19 protein-coding genes and 3 pseudogenes are annotated in these 26,483 nt (G+C 72.0%); 7 read left to right on the forward strand and 15 right to left on the reverse strand.

Features of this window, described 5'->3' with window-relative positions; all coding sequences use genetic code 11:
• Window positions 1–13: 13 nt before the first annotated feature.
• Window positions 14–1,402, forward strand: a complete 1,389-nt coding sequence (locus Q5762_RS01355; protein WP_315890005.1) for a hypothetical protein — start codon at window positions 14–16, stop codon at window positions 1,400–1,402.
• 18 nt (window positions 1,403–1,420) lie between these two features.
• Here the strand turns inward: Q5762_RS01355 and Q5762_RS01360 are convergent.
• A pseudogene (locus tag Q5762_RS01360) lies at window positions 1,421–2,046 on the reverse strand (SDR family NAD(P)-dependent oxidoreductase).
• Window position 2,047: 1 nt separating this feature from the next.
• Here Q5762_RS01360 and Q5762_RS01365 point away from each other — a divergent pair.
• Window positions 2,048–2,467 (forward strand): VOC family protein, encoded by a 420-nt coding sequence (locus tag Q5762_RS01365; RefSeq protein WP_315890006.1) that lies wholly within the window; start codon window positions 2,048–2,050, stop codon window positions 2,465–2,467.
• A 127-nt stretch (window positions 2,468–2,594) separates the two neighbouring features.
• On the forward strand, window positions 2,595–3,014 hold the full coding sequence (locus tag Q5762_RS01370; protein WP_315890007.1) for a DoxX family protein: 420 nt from the start codon (window positions 2,595–2,597) through the stop codon (window positions 3,012–3,014).
• A 75-nt stretch (window positions 3,015–3,089) separates the two neighbouring features.
• Here the strand turns inward: Q5762_RS01370 and Q5762_RS01375 are convergent, their stop codons facing one another.
• The 10 genes from Q5762_RS01375 to Q5762_RS01420 all read right to left on the reverse strand — a co-directional run bounded on the left by Q5762_RS01375 (window position 3,090) and on the right by Q5762_RS01420 (window position 18,054).
• The gene (locus Q5762_RS01375) at window positions 3,090–4,325 is read right to left on the reverse strand and encodes a hypothetical protein (RefSeq protein ID WP_315890008.1); all 1,236 of its coding nucleotides are present in this window, start codon (window positions 4,323–4,325) and stop codon (window positions 3,090–3,092) included.
• Between the two features lie 240 nt (window positions 4,326–4,565).
• Complete coding sequence (locus Q5762_RS01380; protein ID WP_315890009.1) at window positions 4,566–5,996, reverse strand: amidase; 1,431 nt, start codon at window positions 5,994–5,996, stop codon at window positions 4,566–4,568.
• Window positions 5,997–6,076: 80 nt separating this feature from the next.
• Window positions 6,077–6,781 carry a helix-turn-helix transcriptional regulator gene (locus tag Q5762_RS01385; RefSeq protein WP_315890010.1) on the reverse strand — a complete coding sequence of 235 codons (705 nt, stop codon included), beginning with the start codon at window positions 6,779–6,781 and terminating at the stop codon, window positions 6,077–6,079.
• A 77-nt stretch (window positions 6,782–6,858) separates the two neighbouring features.
• Window positions 6,859–8,286, reverse strand: coding sequence for a nucleobase:cation symporter-2 family protein (locus Q5762_RS01390; protein ID WP_315890011.1), 1,428 nt, complete (start codon window positions 8,284–8,286; stop codon window positions 6,859–6,861).
• Window positions 8,287–8,579: 293 nt separating this feature from the next.
• Window positions 8,580–8,909, reverse strand: coding sequence for a hypothetical protein (locus Q5762_RS01395; protein ID WP_315890012.1), 330 nt, complete (start codon window positions 8,907–8,909; stop codon window positions 8,580–8,582).
• A complete protein-coding gene (locus Q5762_RS01400; RefSeq protein WP_399494263.1) occupies window positions 8,902–9,318 on the reverse strand; it encodes an ArsR/SmtB family transcription factor in 417 nt (138 codons plus the stop codon). The genes Q5762_RS01395 and Q5762_RS01400 overlap by 8 nt, the downstream gene beginning before the upstream one ends.
• A 33-nt stretch (window positions 9,319–9,351) precedes the next feature.
• On the reverse strand, window positions 9,352–10,089 hold the full coding sequence (locus Q5762_RS01405; protein WP_315890013.1) for a hypothetical protein: 738 nt from the start codon (window positions 10,087–10,089) through the stop codon (window positions 9,352–9,354).
• Between the two features lie 282 nt (window positions 10,090–10,371).
• Window positions 10,372–16,485: a non-ribosomal peptide synthetase gene (locus Q5762_RS01410; RefSeq protein WP_315890014.1), complete on the reverse strand. Its 6,114-nt coding sequence runs from the start codon at window positions 16,483–16,485 to the stop codon at window positions 10,372–10,374.
• Window positions 16,482–17,243 carry a class I SAM-dependent methyltransferase gene (locus tag Q5762_RS01415; RefSeq protein WP_315890015.1) on the reverse strand — a complete coding sequence of 254 codons (762 nt, stop codon included), beginning with the start codon at window positions 17,241–17,243 and terminating at the stop codon, window positions 16,482–16,484. The genes Q5762_RS01410 and Q5762_RS01415 overlap by 4 nt, the downstream gene beginning before the upstream one ends.
• A 58-nt stretch (window positions 17,244–17,301) precedes the next feature.
• The gene (locus Q5762_RS01420) at window positions 17,302–18,054 is read right to left on the reverse strand and encodes an alpha/beta fold hydrolase (RefSeq protein WP_315890016.1); all 753 of its coding nucleotides are present in this window, start codon (window positions 18,052–18,054) and stop codon (window positions 17,302–17,304) included.
• 502 nt (window positions 18,055–18,556) lie between these two features.
• Here Q5762_RS01420 and map point away from each other — a divergent pair.
• The 3 genes from map (at window position 18,557) to Q5762_RS01435 (ending at window position 20,742) form a co-directional block, all read left to right on the forward strand.
• Window positions 18,557–19,327 (forward strand): type I methionyl aminopeptidase, encoded by a 771-nt coding sequence (gene map / locus Q5762_RS01425; protein ID WP_315890017.1) that lies wholly within the window; start codon window positions 18,557–18,559, stop codon window positions 19,325–19,327.
• 79 nt (window positions 19,328–19,406) lie between these two features.
• Window positions 19,407–20,030, forward strand: coding sequence for a hypothetical protein (locus Q5762_RS01430; RefSeq protein ID WP_315890018.1), 624 nt, complete (start codon window positions 19,407–19,409; stop codon window positions 20,028–20,030).
• A gap of 7 nt (window positions 20,031–20,037) precedes the next feature.
• Window positions 20,038–20,742: a TetR/AcrR family transcriptional regulator gene (locus tag Q5762_RS01435; RefSeq protein ID WP_315890019.1), complete on the forward strand. Its 705-nt coding sequence runs from the start codon at window positions 20,038–20,040 to the stop codon at window positions 20,740–20,742.
• A gap of 145 nt (window positions 20,743–20,887) precedes the next feature.
• On the opposite strand, the pseudogene Q5762_RS01440 reads toward Q5762_RS01435, so the two are convergent.
• The 3 genes and pseudogenes from Q5762_RS01440 to Q5762_RS01450 form a co-directional block, all read right to left on the reverse strand.
• Window positions 20,888–22,601, reverse strand: a pseudogene (locus Q5762_RS01440) (ABC transporter ATP-binding protein).
• Complete coding sequence (locus Q5762_RS01445; protein ID WP_315890020.1) at window positions 22,598–23,194, reverse strand: ABC transporter ATP-binding protein; 597 nt, start codon at window positions 23,192–23,194, stop codon at window positions 22,598–22,600. The pseudogene Q5762_RS01440 and the gene Q5762_RS01445 overlap by 4 nt, the downstream one beginning before the upstream one ends.
• Window positions 23,195–23,343: 149 nt before the next feature.
• Window positions 23,344–23,958 (reverse strand): annotated as a pseudogene (locus Q5762_RS01450) (ABC transporter transmembrane domain-containing protein); the annotation flags it as partial.
• Here Q5762_RS01450 and Q5762_RS01455 point away from each other — a divergent pair.
• On the forward strand, window positions 23,918–24,172 hold the full coding sequence (locus Q5762_RS01455; RefSeq protein WP_315890021.1) for a hypothetical protein: 255 nt from the start codon (window positions 23,918–23,920) through the stop codon (window positions 24,170–24,172). The pseudogene Q5762_RS01450 and the gene Q5762_RS01455 overlap by 41 nt on opposite strands.
• 120 nt (window positions 24,173–24,292) lie before the next feature.
• Here the strand turns inward: Q5762_RS01455 and Q5762_RS01460 are convergent, their stop codons facing one another.
• Window positions 24,293–26,161: an NAD-binding protein gene (locus Q5762_RS01460; RefSeq protein ID WP_399494177.1), complete on the reverse strand. Its 1,869-nt coding sequence runs from the start codon at window positions 26,159–26,161 to the stop codon at window positions 24,293–24,295.
• Between the last annotated feature and the right edge of the window lie 322 nt (window positions 26,162–26,483).

The raw sequence follows: 26,483 nt of genomic DNA on the forward strand, positions 1-26,483 counted from the left end.
GAAAGGACATGCGATGACGACCACCAGCCTGCCCACGCCGCCCAGGTCGCGGTTGGGCCACGCGTACGCGGAACAGCTCGCGCGGCATGCGTGGACGGGTCACCCCACGGCCGCCGCCCGGGAGTCGGCCACCCTCACGCTCGCGTACCAGGACCGGTTCCTGAACGGCCCGGCCTTCCTCGCCGAGGCCGAGCGCCGCACCGTGGTGGAAGACCTCCACACCGTCTACGAGCTGCTGCGCTCGCTGCCGGAGCGGGTGTTCGGCGGCAGCATCACCGCACTGGCCGCGGCGGTCGGCATGGATCCCCTGCAATCCGCGCTGATCACGCGGAGCGCCCGGACCGGAGTGCTGCTCCCGCTGGGGCGGGCCGACCTCTATCACGACGGTACGGGGTTCAAACTCCTCGAATTCAACATCACCAGCGCGCTCGGCGGCTTCGAGAACGCGGACATCAACCGGGCGATGCTGACGTACCCACCGCTCGAGGAGTTCGTACGGCGGCACGGGCTCCGCTACCGGGACACGCTGGGCCTCATGGTGCGGACGATGTACGCCGAGTGCGCCGCGGCCATCCCCACCGACCGGGCGCCCGTCGTCGCCGTGGTGGACACGGTGGAGAACTTCGCCGTCGTGGGCCCCCGGCTGAAGGTGTTCGCCTCGATGCTGGCCGACCACGGAGTCGAGGGGATCGCCTGCGACCTCGGCGAGCTCACGTACCCGAACGGCCGTCCGACGGTCTCGGGCCGGGCCGTCGACGTCGTCTTCCGGTACTTCCTGGCCGAGGACCTCACCGACCCCGCGTCGGCGGCCCAGCTGGAGCCGCTGCTGGCCGCGGTCGAGCAGGGCAGGGTGGGCCTGTTCAGCCGGCTGGACGCCGAACTGTACGGAAACAAGGGCACCCTGGCGATGCTCTCCGACGAGCAGCACCGTGACCTGTTCGACGCCGCCGAACTGGCGTGCATCGACCGGGTCCTGCCCTGGACACGGTACGTACGCCCCCGCACCGCGGACCCCGGCGGCACCCAGGTCGACACGCTCGCCCACGCCCTTGCCCACCAGCACGAGCTGATCCTGAAGCCGACCCTGCTGCACGGTGGCAACGGAATCATCGCCGGCTGGAAGGTCGCCGCCGCGGAGTGGGAAGGCCAGGTCACCTCGGCGATGAACGGCCCGTACGTGCTCCAGCACCGGGTACGTCCCGCGGCTGAGCCTTTTCCCGACGGCGTCGGCGGCGTACAGGAACTCTTCCTCAACTGGGGCCTCTACCTGGGTGCCCGCGGCGCCGACGACGACGGCTACGGCGGCGGCTTCGTACGAGCCGGCACCGACCCGGCCGTGGGCGTGGTCAGCATGGGCAGCGGCGCCACGGTCGGTTGCGTCTTCGACGGTGGTGACCGCTGAGGACGCGTGGACCAGGGGTCATACGAGTTCCGGCCCGCCGTCGACGGTGAGGATCTGGCCGGTGAGCCAGGTGGTGCCGGGGTCGGCCAGGCGCAGGATCCACTCGGCGACCTCTTCGGGTTCAGCGCGCCGGCCCAGCGGGATCCGGGCAGCCTCGTGCTGCACGAGCGCGCCAGCTGTTCGAGGGCGGCCTTGGACGCCCCGTAGGCCTTGGACGCCCCGTGGTGGGTGGCCCCGGGGTCCGGCCGGTGGCCGTAGGTACTGGAGACGTTGACGATCGCGCCCCGACTCCGTCGCAGGTGCGGCAGAGCCGCGTGCGCCAGCAGGCTGGGCGCGACGACGCGCAGGTCGAACCGGCCTCCTCCAGCGCGGCGACCCGGCGACCCACGCGCCGCCGGCGTCATCCGCGGCCGGCAGGAAGGCACCCGCAGCTTCGTCCGGCTGCGCCGGGAGGACCTCGACGCCCGGTTCCCGGGACTGCTCGACGCCATACTCGCCGCCGACCGCGACGGCGTAGGGGCCCAGGCAGGCATCGCCGACGACCCGACCGCGTCCTGGCTCGCGTCCACCGGGGAGTCGCCCAGGCCGTCGGCGGAGATTCGCCTAATCTGCCAGAACTGACGCACCATCACGAAGGGATGCATCGTGCCTTCTCGGCTCAACCCCTACATCAGCTTCGACGGCGACGCCCGGCAAGCCATGGAGTTCTACAAGACCATCTTCGGCGGCACTCTGACGATGAGCACCTTCGGTGACTTCGGCGAGAAGGAGGCCGGAGACGCCGCCGACAAGATCATGCACAGCATGCTCGAAGCCGACAACGGCTTCACGCTCATGGGCGCCGACACCCCGCCCGGAATGGGGCACAAGCCCGGGAACAACATCTCGGTGAGCGTGAGCGGGGAGGACGACGCGGAACTGCGTGGCTACTGGGACAAGCTCTCCGCCGGCGGCACGGTGTCCGTCCCGATGGAGAAGCAGATGTGGGGGGACGTCTTCGGCATGTGCACGGACCGCTTCGGCATCACCTGGCTGGTCAACATCAACCAGCAGCCGCAGGCCTGAGCGCTCGCGGGCTCTGTCCCTCCGGACCAAGCCCCTCGTGTCGGGGGCTCCGGAGGGTCGGCCTCGCTTCGCGGTCACGGTGAGAGAATTGAGATGTCGCGGCCGCAGGTGTCTCCGGGAGGTCACCATGGACGCATTGGTACTCATCGGGCGCATTCTCTTCGTCCTGCTCTTCTTCGCGTCGGCCTTCGGCCATCTCACCAAGACCCAGGCCATGGGGGCCTACGCCGCCTCGAGAGGCGTACCGGCCGCCGTCCCGGCCACGATCGCCAGCGGCCTCCTCATACTGGCCGGCGGGGTGAGCATCGCCCTCGGCATCTGGGCGGACCTCGGCGCCCTTCTCATCGCCGCCTTCCTCTTCCCCACCGCCGTCCTGATGCACGGCTTCTGGCGGGAGGAAGATCCCCAGGCGCGGCAGATGGAACAGGTCCACTTCCTGAAGGACATCGCCCTGGGCGGTGCGGCGCTGATGCTCCTCGCGTTCTTCTCGTACGTCGGCGACGACCTGGGCCTGACGATCACCTGCCCGCTCTTCGACATCAGGTGAGGGCGCGCCCCGTGCGCGAGGAGCGCCTCCAGGGAAACCCTGAGGCGCTCCTCGGCGGGGTCGCGACACGGCGCGTCAGGCGCTGTCCGCCGCGCCGGCCGCCCTCGCGGAGCGCACCACGGTCGAGCCGGCCAGCATGACCACGGCCACGGCGCTCAGCAGCGCTGCCGCCTTCGCCCAGGTGTACGTGAAGGCGAGGCCGCTGTTCAGCAGATGGACCATGCCGCCGCTCTCCAGTGCGTGGAGCACGATGACGCCGACGGCGAGCCCCGTGGCGGCGGCCCAGACGATCATGGTGTCCCGTACCGCCAGCCATACGCCGCACAGCAGACAGAGCACGGTGACGACCACGGACAGCGTCTCCGCCTGGCCGCCCGCGCGCAGGTCGGCGAGATCCGTAGGCACGTGGACGAGGCCGCAGACGAGCAGGGCGACCGCGGCCGGCCAGCGGAACACGGACCGCAGCGCCGAGGAGGCGGTGTGGCTGCCGGGACCTGCGGCCAGGGCGCCGTCCAGGGCCGACCTCGGCCACTTCGCGGATCCCTCCGGCCGCTTCGAGGCCTTCGAGGCGGCGGCGTCGCTGCCGACCCGCTCGCCGTCGTCCTTGCCGCGCCCGGCCTTCCGCTCCTCGGCGTCCGCGCCGGCGGAGCGCCAGTCGCTGCCGTCCGTTCCGAGGATGTTGACGAGCGCCACCACGTCCTCGATCGGCCGCCCCACGGCCGCGGCGCGCAGCGTGGTCTCGGCCTGGTGGAGGTCGTACCCCGATTCGTTGAGCAGCGCGACGAGCTGCCGTACCTCGTCCAGGGGGCGGGTGACGGCGGCCGCGCGGAGCGCCACGTCGGCGGGGCTGGACAGCTCTCCGGTCGCCTGGAGGCGGGCTACCAGCGAGGCGACCTCTTCGACCGGCCGCTCGGTCGCCGCCGTCGAGAGAAGGGTGTGTATCGCCTCGTCGCCGGTCTCGGACCTGTCCGCCTGCTCCGAGGCGTCGGCTGTGTCGGCTGCGGCGGGTGCGGCGGGTGTGTCGGCTTCGGCGGGTGGGGCGGGTGTTTCCGCTTCGGCGGGTGGGGCGGGTGTTTCCGCTTCGGCGGGTGGGGCGGGTGTTTCCGCTTCGGCGGGCGTTTTGGCTGCGGCGGGCGTTTCGGGTGTGCCCGCTGCCCGCTCGTGGCCCGGCGGCGCCGGCCATACGGCAGCGGGAGGGGGCGTACTCGGAGCCGGGGGGACAACGAACTGAGGGGACGGCGTGGGGGCGGGCCCGGCGATCCGGTCTCCGTCGTCTTCGGCCCGATTGCTGGTGAAGGGGTAGGGGGTCATCGCGGGCTCCGTTCGTGGAACAACCTAGGCGTCCACCGTGGCTGTCTCGTGAGCACCAGAAAGCGCACACTTGATTACCAGTAGTGCGCAGCCGGTGATACTGCGCCATCCGGGAACGTCCCCGCTGGGCCGACGGAGCGAATAACACGTCCGGGGAGCAGTACTACGAGGTCGATCCCGGGTCTCCCCCGCCCCGGCACCGGCACCGGGCACTGCCGGGGTCGCCGTACCGCCGCGATGTCACGAGCCCTGGATACGCCGGAACGGGCGCTCGGCCTCCAGCGCGAACGCGGCCTCCAGCAGCGTCCGTTCACTGCCGGGACGGCCGGAGAGCATGACGCCGACGGGCAGCCCGTCCTCGGTCGCGCCCGGCGTGGGCACCGAGATCGACGGGGTGCCGACGACGTTGTCGATCGGCGTGAACGCGACGTACGCGAGGATCCGTTCGATCAGCGTCGGGTAGGGGACGGTGGGGCCGAGGTGACCGATCGGGGGCGTGGTGTGGGCGAGTACGGGGGAAAGGATCAGGTCGAGCCCGCGGAACGCCGCCGCGTACGCCTCCCTCGTGCGCTTGAGCCTGCGCAGCACGCCCGGAGTGCGCCGCCAGTTCTGGAGGTACGCGTCGCGTAGCCCCCGGCTGAGGCCGTCCATGCGGTGCCGGTCGAAGTCGGCGCCGAGGGTCCGCCCCGTGGCGCCGATGAGGAACGACAGCATGCCCCAGTAGGTGAGGAAGTCCTCGGTGAAGCGGGGTTCGATCGCGAGCTCCACCGGCTCCACGGTGTGCCCCAGGCGTTCGAACGTCGCCACGGTCTCCGTGACGGCCGTACGGGTGGCGGCGTCGGAGTGGACCCCGTTCGGCGAGTCCAGCAGGAACCCGATGCGCAGCCGCCGCTCCGAGGGGCCCTCGACCCGGCCCACCGGCGGCAGCTTGGGGTTGCGCCAGTACGTCTCGGCGGCGGCCAGGAACGCGGCGGTGTCCCGCACGGAACGGCTCACGATGCCGTCGGAGATGATGTCGAGCGGCAGTTGCCGGCTCTGGGCGTTCGCCACGACCCGGCCACGGGTCGGCTTGAGACCGACGAGACCGCAGCAGGCGGCGGGGATACGGATCGAGCCACCACCGTCGTTGGCGTGCGCGATCGGCACCGCGCCGGCGGCTACGAGCGCGGCGCTGCCGCCCGACGAACCACCGGCCGAGTACGCCGTGTTCCACGGGTTCCGGACCGGCTCGGCGCCTTCGTACTCCGTGGTCGGGCTGAACCCGAACTCGGGCAGCCGGGTCTTGCCCAGCACCGTGACGCCGCTGCCCAGGAACTGCCGGGCGAACGGCGCGTGCCGCCGCGCCGCCCTCGGCGTGAAGGCCGCGCTGCCGTGACCGGTGGGCAGGCCCAGGTAGTCGGTGTTGTCCTTGACGAAGGTCGGCACTCCGGCGAAGGCACCGCCCGCTTCGGAGCCGCCCGCGTCGGCGCCGGCCGCCGGGACGTCGACGTACGCCTGTACGGCGTTGAGGCGCGCCTCGACCGCCCGTACCCGCTCGGCCGCATCCCTGGCGACCTCGGCGGCTCCGACCTCGCCCCGCCGGATCGCCGCGGCGAGACCGACGGCGTCGTGCTCTCCCAGGGCGTCGTCCCGGAAGGCGTGCACCTTGGTCCGCTCGTCGAAAGTCGTCACCGCTACCTCAGCCCCCCGCGTATGGATGGTTGTCCCCACATCATCGCTTACCGATGAGTAACACGCGAGGGGTTCACCGCTCAGGGCGAGGGCCGGGTGCCGGCGTCGGCGAGGTGGAGGAAGCGGTCCGGGAGGGCGTGCAGCCAGTCGGCGCGTTCAGTGGCGATCTCCTTCAGCCGTGCGTGGTCGCTGCGGGCGACGAGGTGGCCCATGTAGCGCTCGTTGAACCGGCCGTACTCCTGGTGAAGGGTGCGCAGCGCCTGCGCCACTCTGCGCTCAGGGGCGCCGACCAGCCGCGCGAGCGTGGCGGTGTGTTGCTTCCAGCGGCCTTCGACGGCCTGGCGGAGTATGCCGTCGAGTTCGCCGGCGCGACCGATGACGCGCAGCAGTTCGCCCGGTTCGAGGCCGAGGGCGTCCGCCAGGAACAGCGTCTGCCGGTCGGTTCCGCTCCAGTCGTGGTCGTTCTCGGCCCGGGCGTACGTGTGTACGTCCATGCCGATGCGCTGGGCCAGGCGCTCCGCGGTGAAGTGCCGGGCCAGGCGATGTTCGCGCAGGGATCTGGGCTGCAACGCCATGAGCTCCGGTACGGAGCACCACAGGGCGTCGGCCAGCGCGAAGAGTTCGGTCTCCGAGGGCGCCGCCACCCCCGTCTCCCAGGAGATGACGGTCTGCGCCAGGTGGTGCACCCCCAACTGGGCCATGGCCGCCACGACCTGTTCGGGGGTCAGGCCGATACGGAGACGGGCGGCCCTGGCCTGGGCGGGAGAGAACGGAGGGTGGGACACGTGCGGATCACCTCGGTGGGCGGCTCCGCAGAGCGACGGGCTCTGCGGAGCGGAGACGGGTCAGCGGGCCGCGGCGGTCAGCGGGCGGCCGCGGCGGCCTGCGGACCCGCCCCGTCGTCGTACGCGGCAAGCCCGTCCCAGTCGATCGCCTCCCGCTTGCGGCGGCTCTCGAACACGTGGAAGAACAGGTTCAGCAGGACCGCCGCCAGCGTGCCGAGGGTTATGCCGCTGCCCAGGACGGCCCGCACCTCGGTGGGCATGCGCTCGAAGAACGGCGCGACCGCGGTCGGGAGCATCGCGGCGCCGAGACTGACGGCCAGGATGATGGAGTTGCGTTCCTCCCGCAGGTCGACCTTGCCGAGGATCTGGATGCCGACGGTGGCGACCATGCCGAACATCACGACCGCCGCCGCGCCGAGCACCGGGTGGGGTACGGAGGCCACGACGGCGCCGGCCTTCGGCACGAGGCCGAGCAGGATCATGAAGACACCGGCCGCGACGATGACGAACCGGCTGGTGACGCGGGAGATCCGGACCAGGCCGATGTTCTCCGCGAACGCCACGTACGGGAAGGAGTTGAGCACGCCGCCGAGCACGGTGGCGACGCCGTCGGCCCGCAGCGCACGGCTGACCGTGTCCCCGTCGACCTTCCGGCCGGTGATCTCGCCCATCGCGTACACGTCTCCGGTGGTCTCCACCACGGTGATGAGCATGACGACGACCATCGCGAGCATCGGGAAGACCGAGAAGTGCGGCATGCCGTAGTGGAAGGGCGTGCTGACACCGAGCCAGTCGGCCTGGTCGACCGCCCCGAGGTCGGCGTCGCCGAGGAGCCAGGCGACGGTGGTTCCGCCCACCAGTCCGAGCAGCACCGCGACACTGCGCAGGAACGGGCCGCCGAACCGGATCACCAGCAGGATGAAGAGGAGAGTCCCGCCCGCGTAGGCGAGGTTGACGGGGTCTCCGTAGCCGGGCCGGCCGAGCAGCGCCGAGCCGCCGCCGACGTCCTGCAGCGCGACCGGGATGAGGACGATGCCGATGACCGTGAGGAGGGTGCCGGTCACGATCGGCGGGAAGTACGCGGTCAGCCGCCCGGCGAACGGGGCGAAGAGGAAGGCCGCGACTCCGCCGGTGATCACGGCGCCGTACACCACGAGCAGACCGGCGGTGCCGCCGCCCGCGCCCTGGCCGATGGCGATCATGGGCGAGACGGCCGTGAAGGTCGCGCCCTGGACGAGCGGCAGCCGGGCTCCGATCCGCCAGAAGCCCCACGCCTGGATGATCGTGGCGATGCCGGCGGTGACCAGGTCGGCGTTGATGAGGTAGACGAGTTCCTGCCGCGAGAGTCCGAGGCTGTTGCCGAGGATCACCGGTACGAGCACCGCGCCGGCGTAGAACGCCAGGACGTGCTGGAATCCGTAGAGCGCGAGGCTGGGGAGCGGAAGGACCTCGTCCACCGGGTGCGGGGTGGTGCGGGGTCGTCGGCGCGCGGCCAGTGGTGCCATCTCTGCCTTGCCTTGAGGGTAGGTGAATGAGAGGGAGCGCGACGCGGGTCGCGCGGCGAGCCTCGACAGGTCGTCCGGGCGGCCGCGCGGATCGGGCGGTTCACCGGCTGGCGGCACGGGGTTACCGGTGCGCGGCCAGGCGTCCAGACATGGAGGCGTGCGGGGGCCAGGGCGAAACGGCCCGGGCAGGACTCAGATACTTGCGGACAGGTATGGCACCACGCAAGCCGAAGAGCCATGCTTTTTTAAGCAAAACCCTTGAGTAACATTTGAATCGATGGTCGAGAGCCATCTCAAGTGCGGATTTCGTTGCCTCCCCGAGAGGGTTCGGCGGCCGGTCGGACCGGGACGCGGACGCGTGCGAGCAGCCCGACGCCGAGCCGCCCCTTGAGCAGGCCGCGCAGGGTGCCGGGGACGAAGGTCGCCGCGCCGACGAGCAGCGCCGCCAGTCCGGCGGCCGTGTCCCAGGGGCCGGGCAGGAAGAGGGAGACCAGCAGCAGGACACCGGAGACGGCGGCGGCCTGGAGCTCGCGGACCTGCCATATCGCGGCCGGCGGCGCGGCAGGCTCGGCGGCGGCGGGAGCCGGGGCGGGCGTGTCGGTCCCGCAGCACGCGTCAGCCATGAAGGGCCTCCTCGGCCGTGGTGGCAGCGGTGGTCGCAGTGCCCTCTCCGCCGGGGCGGGCGCAGTCGTCCGGGGCGCACACCTCCTCGGCCGCACCCTCGGAGTCGACGAGCAGGACCAGGGCGGCCAGCTCGGCGAGGGCGTGCGCGAGCTTGGGGTCGGCCAGTTCGTAGCGGACCCGACGGCCGACGGACACGGTGCGCACCAGGCCGCAGCCGCGCAGACAGGACAGGTGGTTCGACACGTTCCCGCGGGTCATCCCCAGCGTTTCGGCGAGATCCGAGGGATACGCGGGGGCCTCCAGCAGGGCCAGCAGCAGCCGGCGCCGGTTCTCGTCGGCGAGCGCCGTCCCGATGCGGGCGAGCGCGGCGGCGTTCACGGCGACCGCGGGGGCGCCTGCGTGACTCATCTCCATGAGCCGAACAGTACAGTCGATCCTGAATTAAGCCCAGCCTGAATCGGATTGCAAGCGCTTGGTGGCGGCGAGTCCGAGCCCCACCACGGCCGTACGCAGCAGGACACCGCACACCGCGGCCAGCAGGACGGGGGTCGCGGACGGCGGCAGTGGCCGGAGGGCGGCCAGGACGACGCCGACCGCGGGGCTGATCCCGGCGACCAGCAGCCAGGGCGCGAGCCGCCCCTCGGCCTCCTTGATCAGCGTGGCCAGGGCGAGTCCCTCGCCGACCGAGTGCAGCACGAGCCCGAGGATGACGGGCAGTGATACCGACAGACCGAGAGCGGTGCCCTCGATCACGCGGTGGGTGACGAGGGCGGCAGCGGTACCCGTAACGCCGAACACGGCCGAGGGCCGCGGAGGCCTGGCCCGGTCGGGACCGCATCCGCAGCCGGGGCGGGTGACGGGGGCGATCACCAGGAACCCGGTCGCGGCGGCGACCGCGCACCACCACAGCGGTACGCCGCTTTCGACGGCCCCCCGCCAGACCTCCGGGCCGATGTCGGTCAGCGCGGTCACCAGCATCACGGCGGAGCCGAGCGAGAGCCACAGGGCCACGCTCCGTTCGTACCGGCGGACCAGCCAGGCGCCCAGCAGGGTCGCGGCGCAGATGAGGGCGGCCGCCGCCCACGCACCCTCTCCGGGGGAATTTCCTTCATGGGAGTCGCCGGCGAAACGCAGGAACTCGTGCGCGGTCGGCGCGTGCCGCCGGGAAGCAACGATCATGCGACCGTCCGTACCAGAGAACGGGCGGGTATACGCGCAGGCCGGGCGGGTCGAGCGTCAGGTTCGGCCCGTGACGACCACCGTGCGGCCGCCACCTCCAGCGCGCCGCACCAGGGGGCAGCCAGGTCGGTGAGCCGGTCGGCGGTCCTGCCGACGCGGCCGGGCCGCAGATGCCGGTGGTCGCCCACCGGCCGACCTGCGGCTCGCGGTCCGACGACGAGGGCCGCGGTGGTGGGGAGGTTCCTCCACCACCGCGGCCCTCAGGCGTCGTCGGCTGTCCGGTCAGCCGTTCGCCTCCGTCCCGAGCCGGTCGACCGTCGTCGCCAGTTCCGCGATCGTGCGGCAGGTGAACATCTCGCGCAGGCTGATCGGGACCTGGAACCCGTCGCGGATGCGGACGACCAGTCGGGTCGCGGCCAGCGAGTTGCCGCCGAGCTCGAAGAAGTTGTCGTGGACGCCCACCTGCGGCAGGTCCAGGACCTCGCACCAGAGGATGGCGAGCCGTTCTTCGGTCGAGGTGCGTGGCGCGACGAACCCGGGCGCGTCGCCGGACTGCCTGGGGGCGGGCAGAGCACGGCGGTCGAGCTTGCCGTTGGGGCTGAGCGGCCAGCTGTCCAGGGTCAGCACATGGCCGGGGACCAGGTGCGCGGGCAGCCGGTCGCCGAGCCACTCCCGGAGCCGTTCGGTGAGCGGCCCGGCAGGCCTCGCAGGCTCATGCGGCCGGGCCGGGGCGCTGCGGTCCACCCGGCCGCCCAGCAGGGAGTGCACCAGCACGTGCCGCTCGCCGAGCGCGAGCAGATGCCTCACCGGGTCGAAGGAGAGCGCTCCGATCGGGCAGAGGCCGATGACGTCGGTGCGCGCCGCCCGGTCCATCAGGGCCTGGCCCATGTACCCGGCTTCAAGCAGGCACAGATCGCGGGCGATCGAGCCGTACATGGGCTCGATCGCGTCGAGGTCGGCGACGAGGAAGACGCTGAAGCCGGCGGCCTCGAAGACCGCGCGGTTGTGCGCGGCGTGGATCCCGGCGTCGACCGTGGCGCTCTCGTCGAGGGTGACCAGCGCGTTCTCCCGCGGGTCCAGGTAGTACGTTCCCGCCGGCAGGCCGGACACCGCGCCGGCCTTCACGTACAGGTACGTCTGGACCGGGTAGAGGCCGCCGCCGGACGGGTAGCGGCACTTGGCCAGCCCGTCCACCTCGTCCTGACGCAGTACGCCCAGGCAGTCGGCCAGTTCGGCGAGGCCGATCGGCTCGGCGAGGAACGCCCGGTCGCTGCGCCGCCGCGACGGCTGGTCGGGGACGCGCGGGAGGGCGACCCGGGGCCGTTCGGGTTCGCGGCGCAGTCCGTTCCGGGCGAGCTTGAACGCGGCGCGGTCCACCGGGTCGAGCAGGGTGACGCCGCTACGGCGGGCCTCCTCGATCTCGGCCGCGTCCGGCTCGGCGGCATCGAGCACGGCGGCATCGAGCACGGCGACGCCCGGCCCGGGGCCGCCGGCCGACGGCTCGGCGACGACGTAGGCGACCAGGCCGTCGTGCCCGGGCCGGTCGGGGCGGCCGGTGGCCGTGACGACGGCCGAGGCGACGGCGGGGTGCGCGAGCAGCGCCGCCTCGATCTCGCCGAGTTCGATGCGCTGGCCGCGGATCTTGACCTGGAAGTCGGCCCGGCCCATGAACTCGATGGTGCCGTCCGGCCGCCACCTGCCGAGATCGCCCGTGCGGTACATCCGCTCCCCGGTGTCGGGGTGGGCGAGGAACACCGCGTCGGTGCGCTCGGGGTCGCGCCAGTAGCCGTCGGCGAGGCAGGCACCGGAGACGTACATCTCGCCGGTGACCCAGTCCGGGCACTCCTGCAGCCGCTCGTCGAGCACGCGGTAGCGGACGTTGGCGAGGGGGGTGCCGTACGGGATGCTCCGCCAGGCCGGATCGACCTCGGTGACGCGGTGCCAGATGCTCCAGACCGTCGTCTCGGTCGGGCCGCCGATGGAGACCACCTCGACGCCCGGCGCCGACCGCGCCAGCCGGCCCGGCACCGTCAGCGGGATCCAGTCGCCGCCGAGGATGGCCAGCCGGAGCGAGGCGAGCCGGTCGCCTTCGCCGGCGCTCTCCAGGAGCATCTCCATCATCGCCGGCACCGAGTTCCACACCGTGATCCGGTGGGTGGCGATCAGCTCGGCCCAGTGCGCCGGGTCGCGGCGGCCGGCGGCGGCCGGTACGACCAGCGTGCCGCCCGCGCCCAGCACACCGAAGACGTCGAAGGCGGACAGGTCGTGATGGAGCGCGGTCACCGCGAGACAGCGGTCGCCCTCGGCGATCCGGAACGCCTCGATGGTCTCCACCAGGCAGTTGACGAGCGCCCGGTGGTTGACCATCACACCCTTGGGTTCGCCCGTCGAGCCGGACGTGAACATCGTGTACACGAGGTCGGCCGGGCTGCCGCCGGACGGGAGCGCCGTCCCGGTGGCGTCCGGGCCCGTGGCGGGCAGCGGCCGGTCCAGGCAGAGCCGCAGCGGTCCGGTCGGCCAGTCCAGGCTGTCGTCGAGCCGTGACTGGGTGAGGACGAGCTCCACCTCGCCCTTGGCGAGCAGCCGGCGCAGGCGCGGGCCGGGCAGGTCCGGGTCGATCGGCAGGTACGCCGCGCCCGAGAACAGCACCGCGTAGGCGGCGACGGTCTGCTCCCAGCCCTTGTCCATGACGATGGCGACCAGTCGGCCGGGACGGGCGCCGTGCGCGCACAGCCAGTCGGCCACCTGCCGGGCGGCGGTGTCGAGTTGGGCGTACGAGAGGGTCCGGTCCGGGGCGATCACCGCGGGGGCGTCGGGACGGGCGGCCACCTGCCGTGCGAACAGGTCCTGCACCTGGAGGTCCGGGACGGCGCGGCTCGGGCCGGCGCTCCTGTGGCGGCGCTCCGCCTGCGCGGCCGGCAGGGCGAGCGGCAGCTTCCGCGACCAGGTGTTCTCGTCGGTCGCGAGCCGGTTGAGGAGGGCCGAGTGCGCGGCGAACATGTCGTCCAGCAGTCCGTCGGGGAAGAGCTCGTCGACGGCGTCCCAGTTCAGGAGCAGCGCGCCCGCCTCTTCGTGAACCTGCTCGTCGAGGGAGACCTGCGGGGTCTGCGAGACGGCGAAGACCGGGGTGAGCAGCTCCTCCAGCGGCGTCCTCACCGCGGTGGCGAAGGCGAGGTTGCTGGTCATGACCACCGGCATGAGCGCCTGGTCGAATCCGCCCTGGAGCCGCATCAGTTCGCGGAGCACCTCGACGCCACTGACGTCCTGGTGGCGTAGGTCGGACCTGAGCTGTCGCTGCAGCCCGCGCGCCCGGTCCTCGAAGGTGGCGGCGGTGCGGAAGTCGACCTCAAGGAGCGTGAAGGACGCGAACTGGCCGAACACCTCGTGGTACGCAGGGTCGTGCACGGGCCGGGTGAGGCGCGGCACGTTGAGCGTGAAGTGCCGGCCGGTGCTCCAGGTGGCCACGGTTTCGGCGTAGACGGCGAGCAGCAGTCCGGTCGGTGTCAGCCCGGCCCGGCCGGCCCGCTCCTTGAGGCCCTGCCACAGTTCGGCGGAGAGTGTGGTCTCACGCCGGGTGAACCGCGGCCGGTCGACCGATCCCGCGCGGGCGGCGGCGGGCAGCTGCGGTGCCGGGGGCAGTTGCGGCAGCCTGCTCCACCAGTAGTCGCGCGAGCGCAGGTAGGCGGCCCCCTCGCGCCGCTCCGCCTCGGCACGCACGTGGTCGCGGAAGGACTTCCGCGGTGCCGACGGCCGGGCGTCGGGCTGGTCGTAGAAGCGGGACAGGTCGTCGAAGAGCAGCCGCCCGGAGGAGAAGTCGGCGATCAGCGAATCCACGCTGAGGTGGATGCGCAGGCCGCCGTCCAGCCTGGTCGCGGCGACCTCGAACAGCGGCCACTCGTCGGCCGGACGTACCTCGTGCGACAGCCGGTCCCGGGTTGCCGCCAACTCCGCCTCGGCCTCGTGGCGTTCACGGCCGCGCAGGTCGGTGACCTGGATCTCGTACGGGGGCACCTCGGGGAGGATCCGCTGCTCGTTGCCGTCGGGCAGCATCACGGCCCGCAGCATCTCGTGCCGGTCGATCACCCGCCGCCAGGCGTGCTCGAAGCGGGGCAGGTCGAGGTCGGGGGCGTCGAACTCCAGATAGACGTGGGTGGAGACGTTCCCCAGCTCGAAGGCGCCGGTGCGTCCGAGGCAGTAGGCCTGCTGGGTGTCGGTCTGGGGGAAGGGGGTGTGGGGGTCGGCGGCCTCGGCGGCCTCAGCCGGCTCGGCATCCTCGCTCGTCCCGGTGGCTCCGGTGGCTCCGGAGGTTCCGGGGGTTCCGGGGGTTCCGGGGGTGAGCGGGAGTCCCGACGGGCGCCGCTGGACGATCGTGGCGGCGAGCGTGGTGATCGTCGGATCGCCGTCGAACACGGCGTCGGAGACGTCCACTCCCAGGTCGCGCTCGATCCGGCCGACGAGCCGGAGCGTGGCCAGGGAGTCCAGACCCAGGTCGAGCAGCGGTCGCTCCCGGTCGGGCGCGCCCGTGCCGGCCGGCACCAAGGTCGCCACCAGGCCGCTCAGATAGGCCTCGACGGCGGGGTGCCGGTCGTCTGCGACGGGTTGCGCCGGGCTCGTGTCCGCACCGGCGGTCCACTCTCCGACGACGGTGAGGGTGCCGTCGAGGAGGGCCTGCCGGGTGGCCCGCCGCTGGATCTTGCCGCTGGACGTCTTGGGGATGGTGCCGGTACGTACGAGGACCAGGCGGTGGAGGCGGACGTCGAACTCCGCGGCGATCGCCCGGCCGAGGTCCCGTGCGACCTCGGCCGCGGGCGGCAGCTCCGCCCCGCGCCGGACCTCGGCGATGAGCACCAGCTGTTCCGCCCCGCCGTCGTCGACGGCCACGGCGGCAGATGAGTTGGCCTGCAGGGCCGGATGGCCGCGCTCCGCGCAGCGTTCGATGTCCTGCGGGTAGAGGTTGCGGCCCCGGATGATGATCAGGTCCTTGGTGCGGCCGGTGACGAACAGTTCGCCGTCGCGCACGAACCCCAGGTCTCCCGTGCGAAGGAACGGCCCTTCTCCGGTGGCCAGTTCGGCTTCGAAGACCGCCGCGCTCTCGTCCGGCCGCCCCCAGTAACCGTGGGCGACGTTCGGGCCGCTCACCCAGACCTCACCGACGTGCTCGGGGCCACGGACGGCCCCGGTGGCCGGGTCGACGACGAGTAACCGCTGCCCGTCGACGGCCGAACCGCACCCGACGATGTCCCGGCTGCTGCAGGGCGTGGCGTCGGCCGCGCCAGGCGCGCCAGGGACGACGGGGACGATGGGCAGGACGCGGTGCGCCTCCAGGGCAGAGGCGTCGAGCGTGACGGCGGACGAGCGGGTGAGGTGCTCCCCGCAGGACACCATCAGGGTGCCCTCGGCAAGGCCGAAGCTGGGCCGCAGCACTTCCCGGCGCAGCCCCCAGCGGGCGAAGTGGTCGGCGAAACGGTCCAGCGTCGCGGCCCGTACGGGCTCCGCGCCGACGATGACGGTGGCCAGAGTGCTCAGGTCCAGGGGCTCGTGGTCGGCGGGATCGACCCGGTCGACACAGAGGTCCAGGGCGAAGGGGGGTGTCGGGGAAGTCGTGGCGCCGTAGGTGGAGATCGCGCGCAGCCATTGGACGGGGTCGAGGACGAAGGTGCCCGGCGCCATCAGGACTCCGGGGAACCCGGCGACGAGGGGTTGCAGAATGCCGCCGATGAGTCCCATGTCGTGGTACGGCGGCAGCCAGCTCACATTGAGGGAGTCCGCCGACGTCCGCGTACGCCGCTGGATCTGGGCGGAGTTGTGCAGCAGGTTGCCGTGCGAGACCATCACGCCCTTCGGCGCGGCGGTGCTGCCGGAGGTGTACTGCAGGAACGCGAGGCTGTCGGTGCCGACGAGCGGATCGGTCCACTGCCCGGCGTCGGCGGTGAGGGCGCCGGTCGGCAGCCAGATGACGGCCCGCAGCTCGGGCGCGTCGAGGAGCTGCCCGCGGACGCCGGGCGCGATCCGGTCACCGGTCAGGGCGGCGGTGGGTGCCGCGTCCGCGGCGACGGCCCGGAGCCGGGCCAGGTTGCGGGAGTGCGGCGGGTAGCACGGTACGGCGATGGCCCCCGCGTACAGGCAGCCGAAGTACGCGCTCAGGTAGTCGGCGCCCGGCGGGTGCAGGATCAGCACCCGGTCGCCGGTCTTGCTCTCCCCCTGGAGGGTCGCCGCCACCACCCGTGCGCGGTGGTCGAGTTGCCCGTACGTGAGGCGGGACTCCTCCTCGCCGTGACTGTCGAGGAAGACGTACGCGAGGCGGTCGGGCTGCTGCGCGGCCCGTGACCGCAGCAGGTCGACGATGCTGCTCGGTCGACGGCCGTGCACCTGCGGGAAGGGTACGGAGAGGTTCATGACTGCTGCGTCCCGTCTCGGTCGTCGTCACCGGGGTGGGCGGCCGGCTTCTCGGCGCTGACCAGCAGGGTCGGGATCCAGGGGCCGCTCCACCACATCCGGGGGCCGGCGTCGGTGCAGGAGGTGTTGACGGCGCCCGCCGCGAGGAGGATGTCGAGGTAGCGGCGGGCGTGGAAGATGTCGGCGATGAGCAGCCGGCCGCCCGGCTTGAGGACCCGGTAGGCCTCGCGTACGGCCTCCTCGCGTCCACGTGCGCTGGTGATGTTGTGGATCGCCATGCTGGACACGACGACATCGAACTGGTCGTCACCGAGGGGTAGTTGCCGCATGTCGGCGGTGACCAGATCGACCTGGTCGGCGACCTGTTCGCGCTCGGCGTTGCCTGCGGCGGCCTGCTGGTTGTTGCCGGACTGGTCGACCGTGCGCCAGATGTCGACGCCGGTGACCCGCCCCTTCGGCACCCGGCGGGCCACCGCGGTCAGCACCGCTCCGCGCCCGCAGCCCAGGTCCAGGATCCGTTCGTCGCCCCGCAGGTCGAGCGCGTCCAACTGCTCTTCCCAGACGAGGAACTTGCCACGCACGGTCGCGTGCAGGTACAGCCCTGCCGGGACGGCCAGGACCGGCGGGATCCGCAGCAGCCAGCGGGGGCCGCCCGCGGCCACCGCCGCCAGCGGGGCCACGACCCCGCCGCCAAGGGCCAGCAGCCAGCCCGGCCCGTCGACGCCGTAGCGCCCTCGTCGCAAAGATGTGTTGCTCATGAAAGACATTCCTTGATTCCCGAATTTCATAAGGTCGGAGTGCGGATCGGAGTGCGGATCAGCGGGTCCGGCAGGCGGCCGAAACGAGAGCGAGGACCTGGTCGGCCTGCTCGAAGGGGAAGAAATGGCCACCGGGGAAGGTCCGGACCGTCACATCGGTGCCCAGCTCCCGCCAGCGTTCGACCTCGGCGGGCGAGGCCGCCGGGTCGTCGGCGCCGCCGAGGGCGATCAGCCGCACACCGGCCGACAGCGCGCTCGGGGTCCGATAGGTCTCGGCCGCCTCGAAGTCGGCGCGCAGCACCGGGAGGAAGAGATCGAGCCACTCCTTCTCGGCGAGCAGCTCCGGCGGAATGCCGCCCAGCGCGCCGAGACGGTCGCGGAACTCCTCGTCCGGGAGCAGATGCATCGCGGGGGTGCTGCGGGGTACGTGCGGCGGAACGGTGCCGGAAACGACCACCGCCGCCGGTGGGCGGGGACCGTCCTGGAGGGCGAGGCCGAGTTCGTAGGCGAGCAGGGCGCCCATGCTGTGGCCGAACAGGACGTAGGGAAGGTCACCGGCCCGTTGGGCGATCGGCTCGGCGAGCCGCTCGCGGAGCCGGACGATCGAATGGTCGGCGGGCTCCGCCAGCCGGATCCCGCGCCCCGGCAACTGAACGGGAACGACCTCGATCCCGGGACCCACCAGGCTGTGCCACGGCTGGAACACCGACCCGTCCGCTCCACCGTGCGGAACGCAGAAGAGCCGGGCATCGAGCGGGGACGTCACGGAACGTTCGGGTGGGAACCAGAGGTTCTGGGAGATGACACTCACGGATGGCACGCACTTTCGATTTACTGGTGACACTTAGTCACCCCAATGGATCTTTGAGTGCAACGAACGCTCCGACCGAAGGAAACGGTGATCTTGATGGCGGCGGTGCGGCGCAGGCGGCGAGGCGGAGCTCCGGGTAGGTCGCGACGGTGAACCGCTGAACATCCAGGGTGAGTTCGCCGACGACAGGATGAACCGGAACCGACGCGCGGGCCGTCGAGTACGGACTGCCGTCGGGTTCCGTGGTCCAGAAGACTGGCACCGGGCTCCCGCAGGTGAGCTCGTGAGGCCGGCTCCAGGAGGCGGCCACATGGGGCCGGTGAGCCGATCGGCCGACTTCGGCGAGGACTACCCGGTCGAGCTCGTCGACCACCCGCAGCGGAGGCACAGCGATGACGCAGGTCACGGGGTCAGCGCCGAGTCACGGATCACCGGTGGCACCCATTCTCGTACCGGTATAGTATTGCCGGTATAATTATTGGTTGCATGAGAAGGGCGCCGCGTGATCGAGATTCTGAACCCCACCCTGCTGGCCCGAGCGAAGGACACCGGCGCCCTGGTCGCTCACATCCTGCAGACGCTGAAGAGCCGAAGCACGACCGGCACGAACCTTCTGGACATCGACCGGTGGGCCAAGGCCTTGATCGTCGAGGCGGGGGCGCAGTCCTGCTACGTCGACTACGCGCCCTCCTTCGGGCGTGGCCCGTTCGGCCACTACATCTGCACCGCCGTCAACGACGCCGTGCTCCATGGCCGGCCGTACGACTACACGCTCGCCGACGGCGATCTGCTGACCCTCGACCTCGCCGTCTCCCAGGGCGGAGTCGCCGCGGACGCCGCCATCAGCTTCGTCGTGGGCGACGCGAAGCACCCGGAGAGCGTCGCGATGATCAGCGCGACCGAACGCGCGCTGGCCGCGGGGACCGCCGCCGCCCGGCCCGGGGCGCGCATCGGCGACATCTCCCATGCCATCGGCACGGTCCTTCGCGAGGCGGGGTACCCGATCAACACCCAGTTCGGAGGCCATGGCATCGGATCGACGATGCACCAGGACCCGCACGTGGCGAACACCGGACGGCCCGGACGTGGCTACAAGCTGCGCCCCGGGCTGCTCCTCGCCCTGGAGCCGTGGGTCATGGCGGACACCGCCGAACTCGTCACCGACGCCGACGGGTGGACGCTCCGCAGCGCGACCGGCTGCCGGACCGCACACAGCGAGCACACCATCGCCATCACCGACGACGGAGCCGAGATCCTCACCCTGCCGAAGTAGGCGCAGCCGTCACGGTGATCGACCTGACGAGACGACTCGGCGCCAGGGCCGAGTGCTCGTCAGGTGTCGGCGCCTGCCGGTGTGTTCAGCCGCGGACCGCCTGGCTGGTCAGGGCGGCGACGGCGGCGGGCTGCGGGCCACCTCGACGGTCCTCGAGTCCGGGCTGCTCGCGGTCACAGCGCTGGAGAACCCCTACCGCGCCCGGGGTGGCTGGCCACTGATCCTCGTCCTGCGCACCCGGCCCGACCGGACCCTGCGGCTTGCCCGCCATCTCGCCCAGATGTACCCGGTGAAGACCGTCTGGGTGCTGGACAACAACGAGACTTTCGCGCTCGTGCACCCCCGCGACCGGGACGAGCGCACCGAACTGACGCCACGTCATCTTCCGATCGCCGCCGATCTCCTCGACCCGCGGACCCTGCCGGTCCTGCGCGCCCACACCCTCGCGGGGCCGCCGCAGCCGCCGCTGCTCACCGGCGCACAGACCCGCGCGATCCGTCACCCCTACGGCGATCCGAGCCTCGAACCCGGCGCCCGGCTCGGCGCGGCCACGCACACCTCCGCCGCTACGGCCCAGCGGCGGCTCCACCGGTTGCTGCTGACCGGCGGCGCGGAGATCGCCACCGTCTTCGACCGCTGCCAGGGCGGCCTGCCGAGCGCGCATGACCCTCGTCTTCGGCAGGGCCTGAACAGAAGGGCATGATGGGACGGTGTCCCGAACCAACGCACCGCACGGCCGTGTCGGCCGACCGCCCGTGACCTCCCGTACGCAGATCCTGGCCGCCGCCCGTCGGCTCATCGATCGGGACGGCTGGGAGAAGCTGACGATCCGTCGGCTGGCCGCCGAGATCGGCATCGGGGCGACCACCCTGTACCACCACGTGCAGAACAAGGAGGACCTGCTGTTCCTCCTGATCCAGGAGTACGCCGAACAGATCCCGCACCCCGGGCTGCCCAGTGAGCCGCGGGACCGGATCATCACGGCCATCACCGCGATCCACGACGCCCTCGCGGACTGGCCGTGGGCGGCGGACGTCCTCACGGCCCACGGGTTCCTCGTCCGGCTCGGCGACTCGGCCCTGTGGCTGGTCGAGACGATCGTGGCCGGCGCGATCGACTACGGCTGCACACCCGAACAGGCCGTCTACGTCGTCCGCAACCTCTGGTACTACACGGTCGGCGAGATCCTCGCCCGCGCGCACTCCGCCCGCCGGCGGGCCGACGACGAACAACCCGCCGACCGCGACGCCCTGTCCGGCATCCTCGACGCGTCCCAGGTGCCGAGGCTCGCCTCCCTCAGCGACCAGTGGTCCGCGCTGGCCTCGCGGGACGACTACCACCGGGGGCTGCAGGCCTTCGTCGACGGCCTGCTCGCCCAGGCAACGGCGGCCACGCCCCCGCGCGACAAGGCCTGAGGAGCGCGACCGGAGTCGTCAGCCGTGCGCCGGGGGCCGGCCGGTAGGTCTCGCCCAGACGGTAGTGGCTCGCGCCGCCGCCGTGCGGGAACAACAGCACCCGGGCCGGGGTTTACGGTGGCGGCGCGAGGCGGATCGGCGTGACCTAGTCCCCCGCTACCGGTGCCATGGAGATGTTCCAGAAGTCCGCGTACCGGCCGCCGCGGCGCAGCTGTTCGTCGTGGCTGCCGTCCTCGACCACCCGGCCGCCGTCCAGGAAGACGACGCGGTCGGCGCGCTGGACGGTCCGCATCCGGTGCGCGACCATCATCACGGTCCGGCCCGCCATGAGGCGTTCGATGCCCTCGTGGACGGCCGCCTCGTTCACCGGGTCCAGTGCCGAGGTCACCTCGTCGAGGAGCACGACCGGCGCGTCCTTCAGCAGGGCGCGCGATGGAGACGCGTTGGCGCTCACCGCCGGACAGCAGCGCGCCGCCCTCGCCGACGTTCGCGCCCCATCCGTCGGGCAGCCGCTCGACCACCTCGTCGAGGTTGGCCGCGGTCGCCGCCGCCCGTACCTCGGCGTCGGAGGCGTCGGGCCGGCCCAAGCGCACGTTCTCCTCGATGGTGCCGTCGAAGAGATACACGTTCTGGAAGACGATGGCGATCTTCCCCATCAGGACCTCGGGGTCGATCCGGCGTACGTCCACGTCGCCCACGCGCACCGCGCCGGCGTCCACGTCGTAGAACCGCGCGAGCAGCTGCAGCAGGGTGCTCTTGCCCGCGCCGGACGGGCCGACGACGGCGAGCCGCTGTCCCCGCGGTACGGAGAGCGAGGCGTTGTCGATCACCGTACGGTCGCCGTGCTGGAAGAGCACGGAGTCGAACGTCGCGTCGTGGCGTACCGGCCGGACCGGTTCGGCGGCCTCCGGAAGCGGTTCGGTGCTGAGGACCGTGTCCAGCCGTGCCAGTACGGAACGGGCGCCGCGGAGCTTGCCGCCGATGTCCGTCAGCGACAGCAGCGGATCGGCACAGCGGGCGGCCAGCACCAGGATCGTCAGGATCTCGGGCACGCCGATGTTCCCGTCGAGGGCGAGGTAGGCGCCCAGGACGAGCAGCGCGGTGAACATCGCCTGCACCGTGAGCGTCAGACCCACCGCGCCGGGCAGCGCCGACAGGGTGGAGCGGCGGGAGGCGCGCTGGACCTCCCGCAGCGAGTCGTCGAGCAGCCGGAGGCGCTCGGAGGTCCGGCCGCCGGCCCGCAGCACCGGCTGGGCCTGGAGGAACTCGATGACGCGGCCGGTGGCCTCGTGGTCGCGTTCGTCGCGCTCCGCGTCCTCGGCGGCGGTCGTACGCCCCGTCCAGACCTGGATCGCCGCCACGATCGGTACGGCGACCAGCGCGGCGAGACCCATCTGCCAGTTGAAGGCGAGCATCACGACGACGATCGTCAGGGGAGTGACGGAGGCCGAGATGAACGGGGCCAGCAGGTGCGCGATCACGCTCATGGCGTCCAGGACGCCGCGGCCGGCGAGTACGGACACTTCGCCGAGCCGGCCGGCGCTGTACCAGCCGATGGGCAGCCGGGCCAGATGGTCGCCGAGCCGGTGGTACATGCCGCGCAGCAGCGCGGCGCCGACATGGAAGCCCGACAGATCGCTGACGTAGCGCAGCACGGCGTAGAGGGCGATGGCGACGCCGAAGGCGATCAGCCAGGGCCAGACGTCCTCGGGGGTGCTCCCGAACAGTTCCCGTAGCACTGGAACCAGCAGTGCGTAGGACAGCCCCTCGACGATCGAGGTCACCGTCATCAGGGTCAGGGCGCGACGCAGCGGCTGGGCGAACTCGCGCCCCAGCACGCGGAGCAGCATGCGGATCATCGGGACTCGTCTCCTTGCAGTACGCCACCGCGCGGGTCGGTCTCCTCCGCGACGGCCGACCGGTGGGATTGCCAGAACGACGCGAACCTGCCGTTCCGTGCGAGCAGTTCGGAGGGCCTGCCGCGTTCGACGATCTCCCCGTCGTCCAGCATCACGACGGTGTCGGCGTCGGCGATCGTCTCCAGGCGGTGGGCGATGACCAGGATGGTCCGGTCGCCCTCCAGCGTCGCCAGTGCCTGGCGCACCGCCTGCTCGGTCTGGGGGTCCGCGAAGGCGGTGGCCTCGTCGAGCACCAGGACGGGCGCGTCGGCGAGCAGTGCGCGCGCCAGCGCGATCCGCTGCGCCGCGCCACCGGACAGGCCGGCGTCCTCGCCGATCACCGAGTCGTAGCCGCGGGGCAGTTCCAGGACGCGGTCATGGATGTTCGCGAGCCGGGCGGCCCGCACCACGTCGGCGTGGTCGGCGTGCGGTACGGCCAGCGCGATGTTGTCCGCGACCGAGGCACGCAGCAGCCGGACGTCCTGGAAGACGAAGGAGACCGTCCGGTAGAGCTCCTGGCTGCCGAGCTCGCGCAGGTCGACGCCGCCCAGCACGACCGAACCGTGGGTCGGGTCGAAGAACCTCGGCAACAGCGCTGCGCGCCCTGCATCTCGTCGAAGCCGTGGCCGAGGGCCGCCACCGGGGCGGTCAGGCCGAGGCCGAGCAGCAGCAAGGGCAGCAGGTCGGCCGGGGCCAGGGAGCCGTCGGTGATCAGGGCCGCGCCGCCGATCAGCACGACCAGGAGCACGAACGGCGGGGACAGGACGAACTGCATGCCCGCGGCGATCCTGGAGATGCCGTGCACCCAGCGGTTGAAGGTGCCGACGAAGTCGTCCGCGGCGGTGATGAACATCCGGTGGGCGCGGGTGGATCCGCCGAACGCCTTGACGACCGCGATGCCCTGCACGAACTCGACGACGGAGGTGGAGATCCGGCCCATGGCCGTGTCGAACTCCTCCTGCTCGCGCTGCCGCGTCGGGGTCATCATCAGGGGAACGAGTGCCATGGCGAGGACCACCGGGATCAGCGTGATCAGGGTGAGCCGCCAGTCGACGGTGAACAGGTAGATCAGGGACGCCAGGGGCACCACGAACGCGGAGACGAGCTCGCCGGGGGTGTGGGCGATGAACGGGTGCACGGCGCTGACGTCCTCCCCCACCACCTTCGCCAGCTCGCCGGTCCTGCGCCTGGAGAACCATCCGACGGGTACGCGTCCCAACTGCGCGGCCAGTTGCCGACGGAACGTCAACTGCACCTTGCTGTCGAGGAGATGGCCGATGCCGGACGACGCGGCGGTGCAGACCAGCCGGACGAACAGGCCGACCGCCCAGGATCACGACCGTCCAGACGTGATCGCGGTCGACCGTGCCGGGCGCGAGGAGGGTGCGACCGAGTTCGACGACGGCGAGCAGGGGTGCGAGGCCCGCGAGAGCGCCGACGACCTGAAGGATCACCACGGCCGCGAAACTCCCGAGGTGGGGACGGAGGAGCCGCCCCATGCTCGGTTTCTCCGCGGATTCGGCTTCGGGTAACGGCATGGACCGCTCCTTCACCTCAGCCAAGTCGATCGCATTCATCGGACTCCCCTGAGTTTTGAAACGCGTTCCGATATTACGTTGGCGCGCACGGGCCCATGGGGCCACACATCTCCGTCAGTCCAGGAGTTCCGCGAGGCCTCGGCGGGTGGCGGCTATGACGACGCGGTCCTCGGGGTGGAGTACGTAGCCGGGGTGGAGGTCCCAGAGCAGCTGGTGCTGTTCGCCGTCGTGGTGGGTGGAGGCGAGGTCGGGGCGGCGGGCTCGGGGGGAGGCCGTGTCGAGGGCGAGGAGCCGCCAGGCTCCGGGGCGGGAGGCCTCGGCGACGGTGCGGCCCTCGAACTGGGGGTGCGCGGCGACCAGGAGGGCGGCGAAGAGCAGGACCTTGCGTTCGACCGGTATCGCGCCGAGGATCTGGCGGCCCATCATGGCGCCGGCGAACGCGGGCGCGGCGAGGTGGGTGACACTGCGGCTGCGGGTGAGGGCGCCGGGGTGCGTGGTGCGCAGGGTGCGGTAGACGGCGGTGGCGAAGTCGTCGTCGTACAGCCGTAGGGCGACGCGCAGGTCGGCCTTGACGGTACGGGCGTAGAGGACGGCCTCCAGGTTGGTGGTGTCGGAGCTGGTGAGGGCGAGCAGCGCGTGCGCGCGGTGGATCTTCGCGGACTCCAGGACGCCCTCCTCGGTGACGTCGCCGAGGACGACGGGGACACCGAGGCCGCGGGCGACGGGGATGCCGCGGGCGTCCGGGTCCTCCTCGACGCAGACCACGGGGATGTCGAGTTCGCGGAGCCGGGCGAGGACCCGGGTGCCGATTCTGCCGAGCCCGAGCAGGACGACGTGCCCGGCGAGGCCCCGGGGCGGGCGCCGCAGGGCGCCGGCGCCCCGGAAGGTGCCCAGGGCCTCCAGCGCGGCGGCGACGAGCAGGGGCAGCAGCGCGAGGCCGACGAGACCGGACAGGAGCTGGAGGATCTGGTGGGTGGTCCCGGCGCCGAGCGCGGGGTCGTTGATGGAGAACAGGTCGAGCAGCGTGATGTACGCGGCGTGGACCGGGTCGGCGTCGGTGAGCAGGGTCGTGGTGAGGGTCAGGGCCACCACCGAGGCGACGATGCCGGCCAGCGCCCAGCGCAGTCGGCTGGAGAACAGCTCGCGCAGAGGAGCCCCGCCGCGGGCGAAGCGCCGGACGGGCAGGGTCGGTCCGGCGTACCGCACGGTCTCCAGGACGATGCTGCCGCGCCCGGTGCTGCCCGCCACGGTCCGGTCGTCGGGCAGCAGCAGGGGGCCTTGCAGGCCGCTGGCCTCCGAGCCCTCGGCGCCCGCCGGGTCGGCGGTCGTGGACGACAGCAGCGCGAGGGTGCACAGGCCGGGGTCGGGCACCTCGCCGCGCCCGGGCGGGGTGCGTTCGGCCGCGCGCAGGAGGAGGCCGTCGGCCTGGACCACCTTGCTCGTGCCGGCGACGGCGGTGGCGGCGAGGGCGGGGGCGGCGGTGTCCGCGTCGGACAGGACGGTGGTGGAGGCGTCGAGGACGGCCCGGTCCATGCCGGGGGCGTGCACCAGCGCGGCCTGGTCGAGCAGCTCCTCCAGGTGCTGGCCGAGCCTGCGGTTGTACATACGGACGACGAGCCGGATGCCCGGGCTGAGGCGGCGGGCGGCGAGCGCGGCCCGCAGGTTGGTCTCGTCGTCCTCGTAGAGCAGCGCCAGCGCGCTCGCCCGGGCGACCCCGGCCGCGAGCAGCGCGTCCTCCGTGGGGGCCTGTGCCGTCATCACGCGGACCGGCGTGATCGCGCCGCCGCTCGTGGTGTTCGAGGTGCCGTCGCTCGTGGTGCTCGCGGTCGCCTCGCTCCGTGCGGTGGTCCGCTCCTCGGCCGGATCGCCGCTGACGACCAGGACGACGCGCTGCCGGTAGACCTCCCGTAGTTCGTCGGCCAGCCGGTACGCGAGCCCGTCGTCGCCGCACACCACCATGTGCCCACCGGCGTGTCCCGCCATGTCTGTCTCCCCCTGTGACGTCATGACACCCGCCCCTGGAGGAATCGTTCCATCGAGTCGACTCCCGGTGCACTGCGGGAGTCCGGCAAGATTCCGCCCCTGACAGGTGCGTCGATAGCACAAGCCCCTGACCTGCGAAAATAAATGCACCGTGAACGGATACGGGTGTTCGGATAACGGTCACATCACGAGTGCTGGGCTTTCCCTTGATCACACTCCGTGGTGTGGGATGCGTCACACAGGATGCGCGGGGTGTCGTGGTAGGAATGCGCAACTTCGCAGGTGGCACCACCCCCAGCCACCTCGCGCAAGGCCGGCACCA

The organism is Streptomyces sp. P9(2023) (assembly GCF_032436795.1).
In the GTDB taxonomy this organism is placed as follows: Bacteria; Actinomycetota; Actinomycetes; order Streptomycetales; family Streptomycetaceae; genus Streptomyces.

Excerpts from the sequence above, each read along its gene's own strand:
- Q5762_RS01375 (WP_315890008.1), bottom strand. The coding sequence starts at position 4,325 with ATGACCCCCTACCCCTTCACCAGCAATCGGGCCGAAGACGACGGAGAC.
- Q5762_RS01355 (WP_315890005.1), top strand. The coding sequence starts at position 14 with ATGACGACCACCAGCCTGCCCACGCCGCCCAGGTCGCGGTTGGGCCAC.
- Q5762_RS01415 (WP_315890015.1), bottom strand. The coding sequence starts at position 17,243 with ATGAGCAACACATCTTTGCGACGAGGGCGCTACGGCGTCGACGGGCCG.
- Q5762_RS01410 (WP_315890014.1), bottom strand. The coding sequence starts at position 16,485 with ATGAACCTCTCCGTACCCTTCCCGCAGGTGCACGGCCGTCGACCGAGC.
- Q5762_RS01370 (WP_315890007.1), top strand. The coding sequence starts at position 2,595 with ATGGACGCATTGGTACTCATCGGGCGCATTCTCTTCGTCCTGCTCTTC.
- Q5762_RS01390 (WP_315890011.1), bottom strand. The coding sequence starts at position 8,286 with ATGGCACCACTGGCCGCGCGCCGACGACCCCGCACCACCCCGCACCCG.
- Q5762_RS01460 (WP_399494177.1), bottom strand. The coding sequence starts at position 26,161 with ATGGCGGGACACGCCGGTGGGCACATGGTGGTGTGCGGCGACGACGGG.
- Q5762_RS01400 (WP_399494263.1), bottom strand. The coding sequence starts at position 9,318 with ATGAGTCACGCAGGCGCCCCCGCGGTCGCCGTGAACGCCGCCGCGCTC.
- Q5762_RS01405 (WP_315890013.1), bottom strand. The coding sequence starts at position 10,089 with ATGATCGTTGCTTCCCGGCGGCACGCGCCGACCGCGCACGAGTTCCTG.
- Q5762_RS01455 (WP_315890021.1), top strand. The coding sequence starts at position 23,918 with ATGCCGGACGACGCGGCGGTGCAGACCAGCCGGACGAACAGGCCGACC.
- Q5762_RS01395 (WP_315890012.1), bottom strand. The coding sequence starts at position 8,909 with ATGGCTGACGCGTGCTGCGGGACCGACACGCCCGCCCCGGCTCCCGCC.